Here is a 17,179-nt window from a genome sequence, read left to right as displayed (position 1 = left end):
CGGTATTATCCTGTATGGGTGTCTACCGCCCTTCCAGCGCCTCGACCAGTAAGCCGATAGCCGGATGCCCATCCGTCAACGCCTGTCCTTCGAGACCCGCTTCAAGGATGTCCGGGTCCTGCGGGATTTCGCAGATGATCCGGGACGGATCCGCAATCCCTTCACGCATCCGTGCAGCCATGGTCGGCTCCGTCTTGTTCAGCACATAGTAGAGCGGGACGCCGATCCCCTCCGTCATTCCCGTGATCTTCTCCGCAAGCCGCAGCGACTCGAACGAGGGGTCGAGCACCATGAGGATCACGTCGGCCTCCTGATCGATTCCGCGGCCGAAGTGCTCGATCCCCGCCTCGGTGTCTGCGATAACAACATCGCTGTCACCGAGGCGAAGACTTCTAAGAAACTGCTTGGCAAGCATTCCCATCGGGCATGCACATCCCTCTCCCGCATCGTGGATCTTGCCGATGGCGACGAGCTGAACACCATGGTCTTCGGCGACATAGTCCTTTGGAAGGTCGTCGAACGTCCAGGCCTCCTCGATCAGGTTGACGGACGCCAGGTCGGGCATCGCTGCCATGATCTTCTCCCCCATGGCCTTCTTGCCCCCGAAGTAGTCCATCAGGTCGGGCGGTGCGTCCGTCCCGAGCAGACGGTGCAGCCCGAGGTTCGACTCGTCGGTATCGACGACCAGCACAGGGCGGTTCCGCCGTGCGTACTCACGTGCGAGCAGGGCAGCGAGCGTGCTCTTCCCGCTGCCTCCTTTTCCACAAATAGCGATCTTCATTTTCTTTACTTCCGTTTCGTTGTCTGAATTTCGATTTTTGCTGCGTTTTTGAGTTTGTAGGTCGACATCTGTAAATCGGTTGGTATAGACCGTCTTGGTCATGATCATCTGGTTGATCGGGAACTCAAACCGTTCTGATTTACGGAGGTGACCGCCGTGAAGAGGACGGCCGCCAGCAAGTGTGATACGGATGACGCCGCAACACCGATGATCAAGGCAGAATGCGTTGTCATATCTCACTCACCCGCATGATGGACACGTTTCCACGCACCAGTCCATCCACTGCGCCGATCTGAGGGCTTGTGCAGTGTCGTCGTCCACGCCGTAGACGTTCTTGTAGAAGTCCAGCAGCCACTCTGACAGTTCGATGTCCGCGAACCGCTCCGGATACGCCGCTTTTGCAATCACCATCACGTCGATCGGGTATTCAAGGCGCTTGGCACAGTTGCAGGGCGTCCATGGCCAGGCAACGACCTGCCTGTTCTTCACCGCCTTGAGCTCCTGCAGATTCCGGTAGTAGGGTGCCGAGTAGAGTTCCTCCGGCGGATGGTACCCGTTTGCCGTACAGAGGACGATAACATCCGGATCGATGCTCAGGATCTGTTCAGCCGAGACCGTCTTGAAGTATCCGGGTTCTGCAAAGGCGTTCTGTGCATGGGCTATCTCTTCGATGAAGTACGACTCGATGGTGTCAAGGCCAAAGACCTGCCCGGCGCCTCCTGCATTCCTTGCGGTGGGTGAAAGCCCTAAGATGAGTACGCGCGGCCGCTCATCCAGCGGGATGTCTCTCGTCCGCTCATCGATGAAACGTACCTGCTCCTCGAGATAACCTGCGAGTTTTGACGCATTCGCCTCCTTTCCAAAGACCTGCCCGATAATCATGATCTCATCGGATATCTTCGTGAGATCAGGATCTTTGAATGCAGGGGGGCCATAGACGACGACGAGAGGAATGCCTAGCGACTCAATTGTCGAAATTGTTTTTGTGACGGATTCGTCGTCGACGTGCCGGGCGGTGCATGAACCGACTCGCAGGATTACTACATCCGGATCGAGCGATACAAGGGATTCGTAGTTGATTGCTGCTCCGGATTCGGCAATACGCGGGAGTTCCATGATCCGGCGGTTCAGGTACGTTACCGGATTCATTCCGTCACGATACCAGTATGACTCTCCATGGATCGTTGGGAATTCATAATTGAAGTTCCTCTGAAGACAGGATGAACCCACTCCAACGATAGTGTCCTGCGTCCCGAGATACGTCATCGTCCCCTCTATCATGCCGTCGGAGATGGTGACGACCCGCTCGATCTTCTCCGGCACCTGCACCGCGACCCCGCGGGAGTCAACGACCGTCCGGTATCCGGGTTCAGCAGTTTTGCCTGGTGCCTCTGCGGGCTGTTCCGTCCCGATGCATCCAGCACAGAGGGCGACCAGAAACACTAGAAGCACGGCGACGGCTGCCCTGCCATGGACCTCACTCGCCCGCACCCGTCACCTCCCACCAGAGTTTCACCCTTGTGGTCATGCCGGAGAGCAGGAGGTCGCCGCCGTTCTCCGAGAGTGCCCCGGCGAGGTAGTCCCTGAGCACCGTCTCCTGCCGGGGAGTAACCACGCCGTACTGCTCCCTGAATTCAGCAACTGCCCCTTCGAGGTCAGGGAACCTGCGGACGTGCTCCATCTGTGAGGTCTCGACGTTCGGGCAGATCCCCATTGAGTAGAGGACGTTGAAGAGGACGTCGACCTTCGGCCCCAGCCGGTATTCCTTCCCGTGTAGTTTCGGCCAGAGGTCGATCATCGCCTGCTCCCAGCTCGTCGTTCCGGCAAACCAGAATAGATACACCCATCGCGAGGACGCTTCGCACATCTTCTCGATCGCCGCCCTGATCTCCGGCATCCCGAGCGAGTACGAGGCGACGACGACGTCATAGCGCCCTTCGAGATCGACGGCGGGATCGACATCCTCCCAGCGTTTCTGCACGATCGTGAGATTCGATACGCCCGATTCTGCAGCATACTCGGCCATCACCCCGGCCATTCCCGTTGCCGGTTCGACGGCGGTGACGTGTGCGGCGACGCCTGCGAGCGGCACCGCCAGGGTTCCCGGCCCCGCCCCGATGTCGAGCACCCGCGATCCGCGCTCGATCGGCAGAGCCTCAATTACGTGGCGGATTCGATGGGGGTTCTCCCTGGACTGCTTCAGAAATGAGCGCGCTTTCCCCTGCGATTCCCAGATTGAGGCACATTCGCCGCTGCCGCGGCAGCACATATTCTCGTCGTACAGTTCCTTCCAGACAGCGTTCCAGTCAATTTCGTTATATGCCATTGGTGTTCTCCGTAATCGCGACAATGTTATGATTCTGCATCCGCACTGACTCTCATCACTGCGGTAGGATTCTCGTATTGCGGCACGGCCGACCTCCCGGTAGCACATCGCTCCGCAACGCAGCGGGGCATCACCATCCGCATGCCCTCGAACGACCGGACGGCGCATGCGTCCCGGTAGATCTTCTCGAGAACGCTCTCGGAGATCACGTCCGCCGGTTCCCCCTCGGCCACGACGGCCCCCTCTCCAACCACCACGACCCGGTCGCAGAACCAGGCAACATGGTTCGGATCGTGACTGCAGGCGAGAATCGTCTTGCCATCCTCGGCGACATCGCGCATGATCTTCCAGATCCTCATCTGGTTCTGAAAATCGAGGGCGCTCGTCGGCTCATCCAGGAAGAGTATCGGCGTGTCCTGTGCGATGGCGCGGGCCATCAGGACCATCTGCCGCTGGCCGCCCGAGAGCTGGTTGTACGGCCGGTCGGCGAATTCGGTGATGTCGAGCGCGGCGAGCGCGTTCATTGCGATCTCCTTGTCGCGCCTCTTCACCCCGAAGAACCCCCCGAGGTGCGGCGTCCTGCCCATGAGGACGACCTCCCGTACAAGGTAGGGGAAGGGCGGTTTGTGCTCCTGCGGCACGTAGGCGATGACCTTTGCGAGCTGTTCGACCGAGTGTGCCGAAGTATCCTCGCCGCATATCCGCACAGTGCCTTTTTCGGCGCGCAAAAAGCGCAGGCAACACTTGAAAAGCGTTGTTTTTCCCGACCCGTTCGGGCCGAAAAGACCGCAGAGTTCACCCTCTCCGACGGAGAAAGAGACTCCCGAAAGGACGGGGAAATCCCCGTATTTGAAATGGATATCCTGAACCTGCAGCATGGTAATCACCCGAAGACAGCCCTGCCCTTATTGCGGAGCAGGTAGCAGAGGTAGGGGGCTCCAAGAATGGAAGTCAGAATCCCGACCGGGATCTCGGCCGTCGTCAGCGTCCGGGCGAGCGTGTCGCAGAGGATCAGGTAGCACCCGCCCATCATCAGCGATGCCGGGATGACGAACCGGTTATCGGGCCCGAGGATCATCCTGGAGGCGTGGGGCATCATGAGCCCGACCCACGCGATGATCCCGACGAGTGAAACAGCGAATGCGGTGATGGCAGTGGCGAACGCGATGACCACGAATTTGTACCTCTCGGGGTTTACCCCGAGCGTTCGCGCCTCATCGTCGCCCATTGAGAGGATGTTGAGTTTCCACCCGAGCGCCCAGAGGACGACGAAGCTCACGATGACCGCGGGGGTGAGGAGGAGGATGTCGTTCCAGGTCGCGTAGTAGAACCCTCCCATCAGCCAGAAGACGATCTCCCTGAGTGCCGTGTCGTTTGCGGTGTACTTGAGGAGCGAAACGAGGGCGGCAAATATCGACCCGATGATCACGCCGGCGAGGATGAGGGTGATGATGGGAGTCTCACCGCGGACGCGAGCGAGGATGTAGGCAAGGGTGACTGCGAGAGCGCCGAAAACGAACGCGGAGAGCTGGATCGAGAAGAAGATAGCCGGAAAGACGATCCCGAGAGCCGCACCGAAGGCTGCTCCCGACGAGACACCGAGGATGTAGGGTTCGACAAGTGGATTTCTGAAGACGCCCTGAAAGACGGCGCCTGCGATGGCAAGCGCACCACCGACCGAGATGGCAAGGATGATTCGCGGTACGCGGATATCCCAGATGATCGTATTGTGGAGTTTCGGCAGAGCGGTTATGTCGCCGAACGTGAGATGGACGAGGATTGTCCGGTAGACATCGGTGATCGTGATGTTGTACGCTCCCATGACGACGGCGATGCAGGCCGTTATAAAAAGGAGAAGGGCAAGAGCTGCGAGAATGGCGATCTTTCTCCCTTCTCCGAAGCCTTCGACGGGATCGTAACCCAGGTTGATGAGGAGTTGTTTGAAGCCTGTGGACTCTGTCATGCGGTATCCTCCCGCCCGGCCGGCGTGGACACCATCATATTAGTAGCAATAATATATAAAATAGTAATATTTGATGCTATTGTATCTCACCATAATCTTCCTTGGTGCAAAGAATTCAATTTATATATTACTTATTCAATTCCTAGTTATGAAACGTAGTTGTTGTGGCGGAGGGGCCGCCCTGCTTTTTGTCTGCCTGCTCTGTGCGGTCTTCATCTGCGGATGCACGGGAACGACCGCCGGCGAACCGGCCGGTGACGAGTCCGGGATAAGGACGATCACCGATATGCGCGGGCGGACGGTGGAGATCCCGGCGACGATCGATCGGGTCGTCTGCATCGATGACGGGTTCGTCGAAGGCATCATGTACCGGTTCGGAATGCAGGACCGGGTTGTCGGGCTCGGCGGCGAATGGATTAAGGACTACAATTACACCTTCGAGACGACGGAAGGCGGGACGTACGAGTACAAAAACGGCATGAACCCGGTCAGGTATCTCGCACCTGATCTTGCCGACCTCCCGGTGCTGGTTACGTCCGGGACGGCGATCAACTACGAGACGCTCGCCTCCCTCGACCCGGACGTCGTCTTCCTCCGTGCCGGGGCATGGGCATTCAGCGCGGGATCCGACGAGAACCTTGAGAAGACGATCCAGACGATCGATTCGCTCGGCATCCCGCTTGTCATCCTTGTCGGCCCGCCGTATCAGGAACGCCCGACCGTGGACAATGTCGGCGAAGAGATCCGGCTCGTCGGCGAGGTCTTTGCACGGCAGGAGGATGCTGATGCGCTTGCGTCCTATCTCGAGGGGGAGATCGCCGTGATTCGGGAGCGCACGAAAGACATTCCTGATAGTGAAAAACCGCGGATGATGCAGTTCGGTCTTTCGCCGCGGGCCCGGCAGGGCGGCGGTGCCGGAATGGCCTGGGGCGGCGATACAATCGAGTCTTATTTCATCGAGGAGATAGCAAACGCGAAGAACGCGTATGAGGGCACCGGGGCGTTCGTTGTCATCTCGACCGAGCAGGTGCTGGCGCTCGATCCTGATGTGATAGTTCTCCCGACCGCACAGGGCTACCACCCGGCAAGCGAACTCTACACTGCCCCGTATTACCAGAACCTGCAGGAACTCACGGCGGTCAAGAATCACCGGGTTTACGCTCTGCCGTACACGCCCTATAACTGGGCGAAGCGTCTCGAGTATCCGATCGAGGCGATGGTGATCGCCAAGGCTGCATACCCCGAGAGGTTCGCGGACATCAACGTCGGCGAGTGGACGCTTGATTTCTACCAGCAGGTTTACGGGGTCGATGAAGCGACGGCGAAGGAACTCCGGTCGGTCCAGTGGATGGACTGGATGGTTGAGGAGAACTTCTGAGCGCCGGAGATCGACGGCCGTGCGTGGAGCTCATCTCCACGCAACCGCGGTCGCGAGTCCCGGCCGGGGGCATGGTGTCCCTGGCGGCATCCCCGTGCGCGAGTGCTACCCATATTGTTATAAATCATATTTAGTGGAATTTCCAGGCAAGAATCCAATTATTTATTAGATTCCAGGCTGAGGTTCTTCACATCACAGGGGCGCTGCCGCCTCCGGGGGAACCATGTACGACGGTATCATTCAGACGGCGACGCTCGCGGCCGGACTGCTCGGCGAGGTCGTCCCGATGATGGTCGTCGGGGTCTTCCTCGCCGAGGTGCTCGTCGCCCTGAAGATTGCCGGCAGGATTGCGGCCTTCTCCCGCCCCCTCACCTCGTTCGCCCGCCTGCGGGAGGAATGCGGCACGAGTTTTCTCATGGCCTTCGTCTCTCCTCCGGCCGCGAACGCCATGCTCGTGGATTACCATGCAAAGGAGATCATCAGCCGCAGGGAGATGATCATCGCGGCAACCATGAACTCGTTTCCGACGGTGGTCATGCACTGGCGCTATCTCCTCCCCGTCTACGTCCCGCTCCTCGGCATCCCCGGCCTCGTCTACTTCGGCCTGCTGATGCTCGTCGGCCTCGCAAAGACCGTGATCGTCATGCTTTTCGGCCGTGCCGTCCTCACCCCCTCGCCATGCGCACCGTTCGTTCCGGCAGAGGAGCCGGCCATCACGCTCCGGGAGGCGCTACGGACGGCGTGCACCTCCTCGAAGAAGACCCTCACGCGCCTGCTCTCGATCACCGTCCCCACCGTCGTCGTCGTCGCATTCCTCATCAACGCCGGCGTCTTCGACCGGCTTGCCGTGATGATGCAGGGCGCGGGAGCGGTCTTCCCCGTGCCGCCGGAGGGGTTCGCCATCATCGCGGCACAGTTCGGCAGTTTCGTCGCGGGTGCGAGCGTCGCCTCCGCCCTGCTCGCCGCCGGGGATATGACCTGGCAGCAGATCGTCCTCACCCTGCTCGTCGGCAACGTCCTCACCAGCGTGACGCGGAGCATCCGGTGGCTCGGGTCTTCTTACGTCGCGATCTTCGGGATGCGGACGGGAACGGAGATCATGCTCGTCTCGACGGCGCTCCGGAACGGGATCATGGTGTTGCTGGTCGCCGTGCTGGCGTACGGATTCGGGTGGGGGTGAGAGTGCGGCGTTGCGGGTGACGTTCTTGAGTCGAGCGTCAGGATGTATTAGCAGGCTGCTTCGCTCTTTTGGTGCTGTAAAAAAGATCTTCGATGGCGTGGAAATTCTTTGAAAACGGGATTATTGGATTAGATCTGTAGGTCTCCTTTCTCCCGCAGGTAATTCCCGGGGCCTGATGTTGCGAAGGTAGCAGTCAGTATGGTTTCGAGAGGTTTGAGGATCGATGTACCTTCGTCGAAAGCATCGGCAAGCAACCTCATCCCTTCTTGAATTTTTTCAAAATGCTTCATTTCAAGCGGAACTGTGCTATCGCCGGAACGGATGCGTTTGAACCGATCCATCAACCCCGTATAACAGGTATTGAGGACGAAATCAGCCATAAGGTAGTCATCAGTGAATGCATAGCGGAGCGTGCGGTTAGTTATGCCATATGCTGCAGAGAAATAGTAAATTTTCTTCTCAATGTTCTCTTCCTTTCGCATCATCGCTTCTACCCGCCGCAACTCGGTGACGAGTTCCTTTCTGAAGAAATCTTGCCTTGACATAATTTCCCTCACTGGAAATATCTCGGATGCTCATTGCCATAGATGCTATCTGCAGTCACGCACGGTGAGACGAACACGGATGTCGCTCCAATGACACTGCCTCCCCAGGATTCACCCTCAAAAGGGGCATACCTGGAAATCCAACCCTCCTCTGCGGAGATGTTCAGTGGTGCGCTGACATCCCTGTCCTGGATATACTCGTGGATTTCTTTAAGCCGTTCTTCACCGAGCATTTTCTCGATGAGGGCATTGTTCAGGTCATCAATGCGCCGCACAATCGAAGAATCCGTATTAATCGAGTAGAGAGGGATCTTTCCAGCACCCACGTTCAGGAGGCCCCATGCAACAAATTTTTTCACGACCCTGCCTGCGGTGACACGCGAAACGCCTGCCTCTTCTGCGAGTTCGGTAACGTTAAATTCCATGTCGGACAGCGGCAGGAGGAACTCGAGAATTCTCAACTCGCAGGTGTTTCCAAATAATCCTTCAAACGGACGTGCCATAGATCTCACATAATTTCATGCGGTGATCAAGAATACTCTACGCTTACTGATAACTGATATTGTCGCAAGTGATAAAAATATTTTGCATCACGTTAGAGCTTACGATATCGCCCATCAACGACGTTATGTCCATGACTTTTCAGGGCAAAGATGGCGCCTTTCATGTCGGCTACGTAGTATTTCACCTTCTTTTTCTTGATCTGTGCCACATATCCGTCGTTCATCAGGATCTGAAGTGCGTCTTCAATGGACAAACAAGATCGTCCTGTGAATTTCTTTATATAAATCTTGTACAGTTTTTCGGAATGGTAGCCTGCATCTGTCCGAAAGTGCCTCCCCTTGTACAAAACATTGAGAATAAAGAGCGCTTCATCGGGGAGATCGCATGACATAAGACACTGATTTACAGTTCTTTTCGTTGCTATATATAATGTGGTTGTTTAAGTTTCGTTGCTTTTGAGGGGCCGATATCGGCTTTCCTCCTTCAGCAGGGTCTTAAATCCGTTTTAGCGACGGCTTTTTTTGGGCTGCACGGAAAGCCTGTGTTGTCTCACCCTATCTGGCTTCATTGCATACAGGGGGCTCTACAGATTGCACCGTTCACGAACGCGGCTGCTTCTCAATGAATCACCCACCCTGCACCTCCCGCACCGCCCGTATCTCCGGTATATCCATCCCGCCGAGCAGTTGGACGATCGCCTGCACGTAGGGCTCCTGCCGGGTGCAGCTCGGGGATGCACGGGGGTCGCTCCGCTGCCCCTGCCGGCCCATCTTTGCGTGGCCGGTGGCGATGTAGTGCAGAAAGTCCTCTTTCGGGAGACCCCACCGGCAGTTGACCTGCAGCCGGACGAAATCCGGGTTCTTCGGATTCGGGAAGAGGACTGCCCGCGTCCCGGGGAGCTGGACCGTGTCTCCGCCGTTTGACTCTGAAAGATCGAGGACCCGCCGCCAGAGCCGGCCGCAGGCTACCTCCGGGCAGACCCGGCAGTAGCGGTTCGACGGCGGCGTGCCGTCGCCGGAGTAGTGGCGGCAGAAGTTCGTGTCCATGGGCGTTCAGTGGTTCCGTTGTGGGTCACCTGTGCCGCACAACTGCTCGACGCAGGCGTCACTGCACCGCATCAGCCGCTCGGCATACGCCTCGATGAGGTCGCGCTTTGCAAGGCACTCGAGCCACCCCCGCGGGATCGCGGACGCCCCGGAGTACGCCCCGGCGAGCTGCCCGTAGACCGCCGCGGTGGTATCGGCATCCTCTCCGAGGTTCACCGCGAGGAGGCAGCCCTCTTCAAACGTGCTGCTCCGGCCAAACGCCCAGAGCGCCGCCTCGACCGAGGCCGCGACATACCCGCGCCCCCGGATCTCGGGCGGCTCTTTGCGGAGGTAGGACCCCGCCGCGACCGCATCGATCTCGCCGGTGAGCGGGTGCTCTTCCCAGTAGCCCGGAACCGGCGAGTAGCGTTCCGAAAGCAGCGCCTCTTTCGGCGCACCGGCAAGTGCTCCGAAGATCAGCCCCCCGAAGTACCTGCAGGCGTCGACGGCCACCGGCAGTGCGTGCGTGGTCCGCGAGCTCTCGCCGGAGAGTAGTTCGATCGCCCGGGCAGGATCTTTAGCGTAGAAGATCGGCACCGGGGCTAGACGCATCAACGATCCGTTGCCTGCCGACCACTCGTCGGTCAGACCAGGGAAGGGCTCGCGGGTGCGCATGAAGCGCTCGAGGGCCCTTCGGGTCGTCGTCCCGATATCAAAGCACCTCTCTGTGCTCGAGAGGTGCCCCTCCCGGTACCAGCGCACGTAACGATCCAGCTGGTCGATGGGGTCGAACCCCTGCCTCTCGTTCAGGCTCTCGGCAAGACAGAGGGCGAGCGAGGTATCGTCGGTCCATTCCCCGGGCTTGAGGTTGTGGCGTCCGCCGCCGACCATGCCGGTGACAGGCTCAAACGTTCCCGGCGGCCGGAACTCGACGGCTACCCCGAGGGCGTCGCCGACGGCGAGCCCGAGCAGGCAGCCGCGGTAACGGTCGATCCTCTCCATGATCAACTCTGGCGTCACTTTCACCAAAGAGCGTTCTGTTTCGGCTCAAATAGCAACTTTCATCCCTTCCTCACTCCCTATCTCTCATCAAGAGAGATTGCCGAATGTCCCGCGCCGTTCTGTACCGCCAATTGCCCGGAGAGGGTCTAGAGAGATTCATTGCGGAGTTCCGGAGATCTGCCGCCCGCGACCCGTTCGCCACCATCCTCATCGTCCCGACCTCCCACCTTGCCCGGAGGATCGTCCACCGCCTCGGCAAGGAGGGTATCCCCGTCATCGCCGATACCGTCACCACCCTCCCCGGGTTTGCAAGGAAGGTGGTCCTGGCCCATGCAACATCGGAGACGCTGATCTCCGCTACCGAGTCACGGCTCATTCTCGCCCGGCTGCTTGCCGCCGGCAGGTGCCCGCTCCTTTCCGGGTCCGGGGCCGTCGAGGAACTCGCGACCCTCTTTGAAGTCCTCATCATGCGGAAGGTCGAGTATCCGGCCGCCCTCGGCGACCTTGCAAGTCAGAAGAGCGCCGAGATTGCCCGCCTCCTCGACGCCTACCTCCAGTTCCTCGACGAGCACCGCCTCGTCGACGAAAGCACGCTCTATTCCCGCGCAATGAGGGTGATCGCCGGTGAAGGCGTCGGGTTCCGGACCGTCTACGTCTATGGGCTCTTCGAGCCGATGCCGCTCGAGCGGGACCTGCTTCTTGCCCTGCGCCAGAGTGCAGATGAGTTCTACTACATGCTGCCCTACGCCCCAAACCCGGCGGTCTTCTCGGACGACGGCGGGTGGCTTGGCCCGGATGCGGTCGTCTCCGGGGATGAAAAAAACGAGCGCTCTTTGCGCATTGCCCGGCTCTTCTCCCGGTGCGAGCCAGCGGACTACAGCGAGTCCATTATGGTCGCAGAACGGCGGGACAGACTCGATGAGGTCCGGGCGATCGCCCAGGAGATCCGCTCCCTGATCGCGGGAGGGGTCCGGCCCGATGAGATCGCGGTCGCGTTTCCCGATCTCGCGTCAATGGTGCCCTATGTGGAAGAGGTATTCCCCGACTTCGCGATCCCGTACACCGCGTCCGGCGGTCGGCCGCTCTCTGCATCACCGCTTGTCTGGGCGCTTCTTTCGGTCCTCGCCGTCCCGATCCGCGGCTACCGACGGGAGGACGTCGTCGCCCTCACGGCCTCTCCTTACCTGCCGAACGCCGGCGGTTGCGAGATCGACTTCCTCTCCCGGGAGGCCCGGATCACCGCCGGAGCCGCCTCCTGGGAGGAGCGGTTTGCCGCGCTCATCCGCACCCTTGAGAATGAGCGGGCTAGACCGGATGCGCCCAAGCACCGGCTCACGGCAAAGATTGCTGCCGTCACGGCAGCACAGGAGAAGATCAGGTCGCTCTTTGCCGACCTTGCGGCTCTTGAGGGTGAAAAGACAATCCGGGAGCACCTTGCTGCCTACCGCTCGCTCCTCGAGCGGTGGCAGGCCCCGGTGATGCCGGCAGACGGCGACCCCGATCTCCTCGATCGTGAGGCCCGGGATCTTAGGGGATTTACGGAGGCGCTCGCGGCGCTCGACCGCTTTGCCTTGCTGCTCCCGGGGGAGAAGATACCGCTTGCGGAGTTCTTCTCCATGCTTGAACTCCTTCTCTCCGGGACCCGGACCGGCAGAGAGCGGCACGGCAACGCCGTCCAGGTGGTCGGCGTCCGGGAGGTTGCACACCTTTCCGTCCCCTACCTCTTCATCGGCGACCTCGTGGAGGGCGCGATGCCCCGGCTCACCACCCGGCTTCCGTTCACCACCGATGCCGAGACTCGGCGCCTTGGGACACGAACAGGAGAGGATATCCTCCGGGAAGAGCGCTACCACTTCATCGCGGCTCTCCTTTCCGGGCGGACCCGTGTCTACTTGAGTTACCCCGCATCCGACGGCGCAACGCCGCTGGTGCGATCAGGATTCATCGACGCCGCCAAAGAGGCGTTCTCCCCTGCACCGTGGGGGAGCGGTGACTTCCCGGACTCCCGGCTCGCAGCAGCCAGGCGAGCCGGCGCCCACCTCGCCCGGGGGGAGATGCCGGAGAGGATGCCGCCGGGCCTCACGGTTCCCGAGGCGGTCTCCCGGCTCAACATCGAGAACTACCACAGGAAGGGCGCCTACGACTCCCCCTACGATGGCCTCCTCGAGGGTGACCCGGCAATCCTCGCGGCGCTTGCCGAACGGTTCGGCGACGGGGCGATCTTTTCTCCGACCGCGCTTGAGACCTACGCGGACTGTCCGTTCCGGTTCTACCTGGAGCAGGTCCTCGGACTTGCACCCTTTCCCGATGCCGATCCCGACCTGACGGCACAGGAGCGGGGGAGCCTCATCCACCGGATAACCTATCGGTTCTACTCCGGCTGGAAGGGTGACGGCAACGGGGCGCTCACCGAGGCGTGCTACCCGGATGCCGTCCGGCGGATCCTCGATACCGGCCGGGAGGAGACAGAACGGCTTGCCCTCGATAGCCCCCTCTGGGTTGCGGATAAGGAGGTCCTCCTTGGGTCGCCCGCGGTGGGAAGGGGCCTCCTTGAACGGTTTCTCGAGCACGAGATGGCGGTCGCGGGCTCCCATTTCGTCCCGCAGGCCTTCGAGGTCTCGTTCGGCCTCCCGCTGGTGCCGGGAGAGGTCGACGCTGCCTCGATTGAGGATGCAATCGCCATCCCGCTTGGCAACGAGACGATTCGCCTGCGGGGCAGGGTCGACCGCGTCGACGTCATGCCCGACGGCCGGTTCATGATCACCGACTACAAGACGGGGACCTCACACCACGGACTCAAGGATATCCAGGCTGGAAAAGCGCTCCAGCTCCCTCTATACCTTCGGGCAGTCGAGATCCTGACAGGGATGGAAGGAGTCGCAGGCACCTACTACACCCTCAAGCGCGGGGAGGTCCGGAATCGGCCGGTCTTCTGGGACGCGAGTCTTGCGGAGTGCTTCTCCTGCTACACGGGTTCACAGAGAAACGGCGTCGGGGATGTCCGGGAACTGGTCGAGACCACGCTCTCGTGGGTGCAGAAGTATCTTGCTGGGATTCGGAGGGGCTTCTTCCCGCCCCGGTTGGATTCCGGTCCATGCCCGACCTACTGCGGCTTTAAGACTATCTGCCGGTTCGATCCCCTGCGGATACTCGAAGCGGAGGCGATCCCCGATGGCACTGACTGAACGCCAGGCGAGGGCCGCGCTCGACCATTCAATGAGCCGGTGCGTCACCGCCGGGGCGGGGACGGGAAAGACGCACGTCCTGGTCCAGAAGTACCTAAGCCTCCTTGAAGCCGGTGCCTGTGTCGGGGAGATCCTCGCCCTGACCTTCACCGAGAAGGCGGCGAACGAGATGAGAGTCCGGGTCCGCCAGGCGATTGCAGCAAAAGAGGGAGAGCGGTGGGACGCCACCCGGAATGAGTTCTTGTGGGCGAAGATATCGACTTTCCACTCCTTCTGCGCCTCAGTCCTTCGCGAATTCTCCATCGAGGCCGGGGTGGGGCCGGCCTTTGCCGTCCTTGATGAGTGGGAGGCGTTCCGGCTCCGGGAGAAGGTGGCGGAGGACCTCATCCATGGCTGTCCTCCAGAAACGTGCCGCGCCGCAGTGATTGCTGTCCTGCGGGCGATAGGGCCGTACGAGTTGAAGAGATACCTGGAGACCCTGTACTCCCGCCGCGGGGCTACCGAGGCGTTCTTTGCCGCGCTCGCAGAGGGCGAGGAGAAAGTGCTCGATGCCTGGCAGGAGGCCGTGGAGCGGCATCGGGCGGAGACCCTCGCAACCTTCCTCGAACGTGCCGCCCCATCGATCGAGACGCTCCGGGATCTCGCCGCCCGCTATTCGGGTGAGCGGGACCCGGGGGAGGTCTACCTTCGAGCCATCGGACCCTGCCTCTCCGGTGAGATCAGGGTCGCGGAGATGCTCGAAGTCCACAAAGACCGGCGTTTCTCTGCGAGAATGGGGCAAAAGAAGAATTGGAGCGGTGACGACCTCGATGCCCTCCAGGCGGCCTACAAGAACCTGGATAGGTGCCTCAAGGACCACGCCGGGATCCTCTCGCTTGCGTTCGACCCTGCCGACCCGTTCACCCGGGCGACGCTCGACTTCCTCCGCGACCTCGGGGTGACCTTCTTGACTTTCCTCGAAGCGGTTGAAGCGGAAAAGAGGCGGCAAAACGCCCTCGACTACGATGACCTGGTGAACCGCACCCACCGGCTCTTCTCCGATCGCGAGGATATCCTTAGCGCGCACTTCCGGAATCGGTTCCGGTACATTCTGATCGATGAGTTCCAGGATACCGATCCCGTCCAGATCGCAATCATCAGGGCTATTCTCGGCGACCCGGACGAGAACCCCGCGAATCTCTTCATCGTCGGCGACCCGAAGCAGTCCATCTACCTCTTCCGGGAGGCGGACGTGACGCAGTTCAGGAACGCCCGCGACCTGATCGAGCACGCCCTCGGCGGGGAGACGATAGCGCTCGACGTCAATTTCCGGAGCACCCCGGAGGTTCTCGGGTTTACCAACGCAATCTTCGGCTCTCTGATGGCGGAGTGCGAACGCCCCTGGGAGTTCCTCTACGAGCCCCTGCACGCATCCCGAAAGAGCGAGACCGGTTCGGTCGAACTCCTCCTCTGTCCAAAGATCAAGGACCGGGCGGAAGGCCGCCGGGCCGAAGCGGAGATGGTGGCAAGAAAGATCCGCGCCATCGTCGAGCAGGGAGAGAAGCGGGTCTATCTGGACGGGGGATCAAGGCCGGCCGGGTATGGGGACGTCGCCATCCTCCTTGAGCGGCGGACGAACCTTTCCTACTACGAGTGGGCGCTCGCCCGGTACGGCGTTCCCTACCACGTCCACGCGGGCCTCGGGTTCTACGAGCGCCAGGAGGTCTACGACCTCTATAATATCCTTCGGTTCCTTGTAAACCACCTGGACGATGCGGCGCTCTACGGCGTGCTGCGGTCACCATACTTCGGGTTCTCCGATGCCCGGCTCTATCATCTCGCCGCATCACCGGGGGCATACCTCTGGGAGCGATTGTTGGCGGACGGGGGCGCGGATGCAGTCAGGGCTGCGGCGACCCTCCGGGACTGGATCTCGCTCTCCCGCAGGCTCCCGCCAGCCCTTCTCCTCCGCCGGATCGTCGAATCCTCAGGCATCTTTGTCGTCTTCGGCGGGATGATCGGGGGTGAGCAGGCCGCAGCGAACGTCGAGAAACTGATCGCCATCGCGAGGGAGGCCGGTTCCTCCACGCTCGATGATCTCGTGGCAGAACTCGGGCGATGCATCGATGACGAGCAGCGGGAGGGGGATGCTCTCCTGGATCTTGCGTCCTCCGATGCGGTCCTGATCATGACCGTCCATGCTGCAAAGGGGCTGGAGTTTCCGGTTGTCGTCGTCCCGGACCTTTCGGAGACCCCGCGGCCCGACGGCGCGACCATCATGGTGGAGGAAGGGCTGATGCTCGGGGTCTCGATCCCGAACCCGGCAAACGACCACGAGCGTGAGGAGACGCCCATCCTCCGGATACTCAAGGACGAGCACCGGCAGAAAGAGGAGGCGGAGCGCAAACGGCTCTTCTATGTCGCTGTGACCCGGGCACGAGATCACCTCATCCTCTGCGGAGAGGCGTTGGATGAAGTCCCAAAGAGCCTTGAGGACGGGAAAACCCGGATGGCCTGGCTCGCGCACTGTCTCGGTCTCACGCCAGAGGTCCGCGCCCGGGGCGAGGCCGTGCTCGCCCTCCCAAACGACGAGGAACTCCATATCCCGCTCACCACCGATCCCTCTGCGATCCCGGTCGAGGTGCAGGAGACCGCCAGGGTCTGCCTGTCACTGCCGGACGATCTTCCCGCGGCGGCCGCCCCGGTGGGCATTCTCCCGGACGGGGCGGAGGAGCGCGTATACTCGGCAAGCGAGATTGAGGCGTACCTCCGCGGCTCGTTGGAATCACGGTCACCGGGGTTTGCCACCGGGGGAGACGGCCTGACCCGCGGCCTCGTCGTCCACGAGGTCTTCCAAGGCCGGGACCCCGCTACGGTGCTGCGGCGCTACGGCATGGATTCCGGCAAGGCAGACGAGTACCGGGAGCTCTACGAGCGGTTCCTCGCCTCGCCCCTGATGCAGGACGCTCTCCAGGACCACCGTGAGGTGCCGTTCCTCGTGCGGGTGAACGGGTTTGCGTTCCAGGGGACCATCGACCGACTGGTACAACGACCGGGCGGCGCCTGGCTGCTCATCGACTACAAGACAGGAAAGCCGGGGGATCTTGAGGATTACGCAATCCAGATGACGATCTACCGCCGTGCGGCGAGGCAGATTCTCGGGGCGCCGGTGACACCCTACCTCTACTTCGTCGATCTCGATCGCTGGGTTGAGGTTACGGTGGACGAGGATCGGGTCTTTGCCGAGATCGCCCGTGCGGTCAGGGAGATCGAGGGAGGAAAAGAAGACGAGCAGGGGGTAAGGTAAAGAG

14 protein-coding genes are annotated in these 17,179 nt (G+C 60.8%); 4 read left to right on the top strand and 10 right to left on the bottom strand.

Annotated features, from left to right (window positions below; translation table 11 throughout):
- Positions 1–22 precede the first annotated feature (22 nt).
- From ACI94_RS01145 to ACI94_RS01125, 5 genes are all read right to left on the bottom strand, one after another.
- On the bottom strand, positions 23–781 hold the full coding sequence (locus ACI94_RS01145) for a helicase HerA domain-containing protein (protein ID WP_286680993.1): 759 nt from the start codon (positions 779–781) through the stop codon (positions 23–25).
- A gap of 240 nt (positions 782–1,021) precedes the next feature.
- On the bottom strand, positions 1,022–2,272 hold the full coding sequence (locus tag ACI94_RS01140) for an ABC transporter substrate-binding protein (protein ID WP_286680992.1): 1,251 nt from the start codon (positions 2,270–2,272) through the stop codon (positions 1,022–1,024).
- Positions 2,259–3,107 carry a bifunctional 2-polyprenyl-6-hydroxyphenol methylase/3-demethylubiquinol 3-O-methyltransferase UbiG gene (locus ACI94_RS01135; RefSeq protein ID WP_286680991.1) on the bottom strand — a complete coding sequence of 283 codons (849 nt, stop codon included), beginning with the start codon at positions 3,105–3,107 and terminating at the stop codon, positions 2,259–2,261. Before ACI94_RS01135 ends, ACI94_RS01140 begins: the two co-directional genes overlap by 14 nt.
- A gap of 26 nt (positions 3,108–3,133) precedes the next feature.
- A complete protein-coding gene (locus ACI94_RS01130) occupies positions 3,134–3,985 on the bottom strand; it encodes an ABC transporter ATP-binding protein (protein ID WP_286680990.1) in 852 nt (283 codons plus the stop codon).
- A gap of 5 nt (positions 3,986–3,990) precedes the next feature.
- Entirely contained in the window at positions 3,991–5,070 is a 1,080-nt protein-coding gene (locus ACI94_RS01125; protein WP_286680989.1) for an iron ABC transporter permease, read from the bottom strand.
- Positions 5,071–5,218: 148 nt separating this feature from the next.
- Between ACI94_RS01125 and ACI94_RS01120 the strand changes: the two genes are divergently transcribed.
- Both ACI94_RS01120 and ACI94_RS01115 read left to right on the top strand, forming a co-directional pair.
- Positions 5,219–6,448, top strand: a complete 1,230-nt coding sequence (locus tag ACI94_RS01120; RefSeq protein WP_286680988.1) for an ABC transporter substrate-binding protein — start codon at positions 5,219–5,221, stop codon at positions 6,446–6,448.
- A gap of 223 nt (positions 6,449–6,671) precedes the next feature.
- Positions 6,672–7,628 (top strand): nucleoside recognition protein, encoded by a 957-nt coding sequence (locus ACI94_RS01115; RefSeq protein WP_273258517.1) that lies wholly within the window; start codon positions 6,672–6,674, stop codon positions 7,626–7,628.
- A 128-nt stretch (positions 7,629–7,756) separates the two neighbouring features.
- Here ACI94_RS01115 and ACI94_RS01110 read toward each other — a convergent pair whose 3' ends face one another.
- The 5 genes from ACI94_RS01110 to ACI94_RS01090 form a co-directional block, all read right to left on the bottom strand.
- Positions 7,757–8,173 carry a hypothetical protein gene (locus ACI94_RS01110; protein ID WP_273258516.1) on the bottom strand — a complete coding sequence of 139 codons (417 nt, stop codon included), beginning with the start codon at positions 8,171–8,173 and terminating at the stop codon, positions 7,757–7,759.
- A gap of 8 nt (positions 8,174–8,181) precedes the next feature.
- Positions 8,182–8,676: a winged helix-turn-helix domain-containing protein gene (locus tag ACI94_RS01105; protein ID WP_273258514.1), complete on the bottom strand. Its 495-nt coding sequence runs from the start codon at positions 8,674–8,676 to the stop codon at positions 8,182–8,184.
- Positions 8,677–8,768: 92 nt separating this feature from the next.
- A complete protein-coding gene (locus tag ACI94_RS01100; RefSeq protein ID WP_273258513.1) occupies positions 8,769–8,930 on the bottom strand; it encodes a hypothetical protein in 162 nt (53 codons plus the stop codon).
- Positions 8,931–9,303: 373 nt separating this feature from the next.
- Positions 9,304–9,723: a hypothetical protein gene (locus ACI94_RS01095; RefSeq protein WP_286680987.1), complete on the bottom strand. Its 420-nt coding sequence runs from the start codon at positions 9,721–9,723 to the stop codon at positions 9,304–9,306.
- 6 nt (positions 9,724–9,729) lie between these two features.
- Entirely contained in the window at positions 9,730–10,728 is a 999-nt protein-coding gene (locus ACI94_RS01090) for an ADP-ribosylglycohydrolase family protein (protein WP_286680986.1), read from the bottom strand.
- Between the two features lie 80 nt (positions 10,729–10,808).
- Between ACI94_RS01090 and ACI94_RS01085 the strand changes: the two genes are divergently transcribed.
- Positions 10,809–13,889, top strand: a complete 3,081-nt coding sequence (locus tag ACI94_RS01085) for a PD-(D/E)XK nuclease family protein (RefSeq protein ID WP_273258698.1) — start codon at positions 10,809–10,811, stop codon at positions 13,887–13,889.
- Positions 13,876–17,175, top strand: coding sequence for an exodeoxyribonuclease V subunit beta (locus ACI94_RS01080; protein ID WP_066954132.1), 3,300 nt, complete (start codon positions 13,876–13,878; stop codon positions 17,173–17,175). Before ACI94_RS01085 ends, ACI94_RS01080 begins: the two co-directional genes overlap by 14 nt.
- Positions 17,176–17,179: the final 4 nt, after the last annotated feature.

It is taken from the genome of Methanoculleus sp. DTU007 (assembly GCF_001512385.1).
GTDB classification, from domain to species: domain Archaea; phylum Halobacteriota; class Methanomicrobia; order Methanomicrobiales; family Methanoculleaceae; genus Methanoculleus; species Methanoculleus thermophilus.
This window is presented reverse-complemented; position numbering and strand designations above follow the sequence as displayed.

Coding starts and splice junctions, on each gene's coding strand:
- ACI94_RS01085 (WP_273258698.1), top strand. CDS start 10,809: ATGTCCCGCGCCGTTCTGTACCGCCAATTGCCCGGAGAGGGTCTAGAG.
- ACI94_RS01095 (WP_286680987.1), bottom strand. CDS start 9,723: ATGGACACGAACTTCTGCCGCCACTACTCCGGCGACGGCACGCCGCCG.
- ACI94_RS01130 (WP_286680990.1), bottom strand. CDS start 3,985: ATGCTGCAGGTTCAGGATATCCATTTCAAATACGGGGATTTCCCCGTC.
- ACI94_RS01105 (WP_273258514.1), bottom strand. CDS start 8,676: ATGGCACGTCCGTTTGAAGGATTATTTGGAAACACCTGCGAGTTGAGA.
- ACI94_RS01120 (WP_286680988.1), top strand. CDS start 5,219: ATGAAACGTAGTTGTTGTGGCGGAGGGGCCGCCCTGCTTTTTGTCTGC.
- ACI94_RS01115 (WP_273258517.1), top strand. CDS start 6,672: ATGTACGACGGTATCATTCAGACGGCGACGCTCGCGGCCGGACTGCTC.
- ACI94_RS01125 (WP_286680989.1), bottom strand. CDS start 5,070: ATGACAGAGTCCACAGGCTTCAAACAACTCCTCATCAACCTGGGTTAC.
- ACI94_RS01080 (WP_066954132.1), top strand. CDS start 13,876: ATGGCACTGACTGAACGCCAGGCGAGGGCCGCGCTCGACCATTCAATG.
- ACI94_RS01145 (WP_286680993.1), bottom strand. CDS start 781: ATGAAGATCGCTATTTGTGGAAAAGGAGGCAGCGGGAAGAGCACGCTC.
- ACI94_RS01110 (WP_273258516.1), bottom strand. CDS start 8,173: ATGTCAAGGCAAGATTTCTTCAGAAAGGAACTCGTCACCGAGTTGCGG.
- ACI94_RS01135 (WP_286680991.1), bottom strand. CDS start 3,107: ATGGCATATAACGAAATTGACTGGAACGCTGTCTGGAAGGAACTGTAC.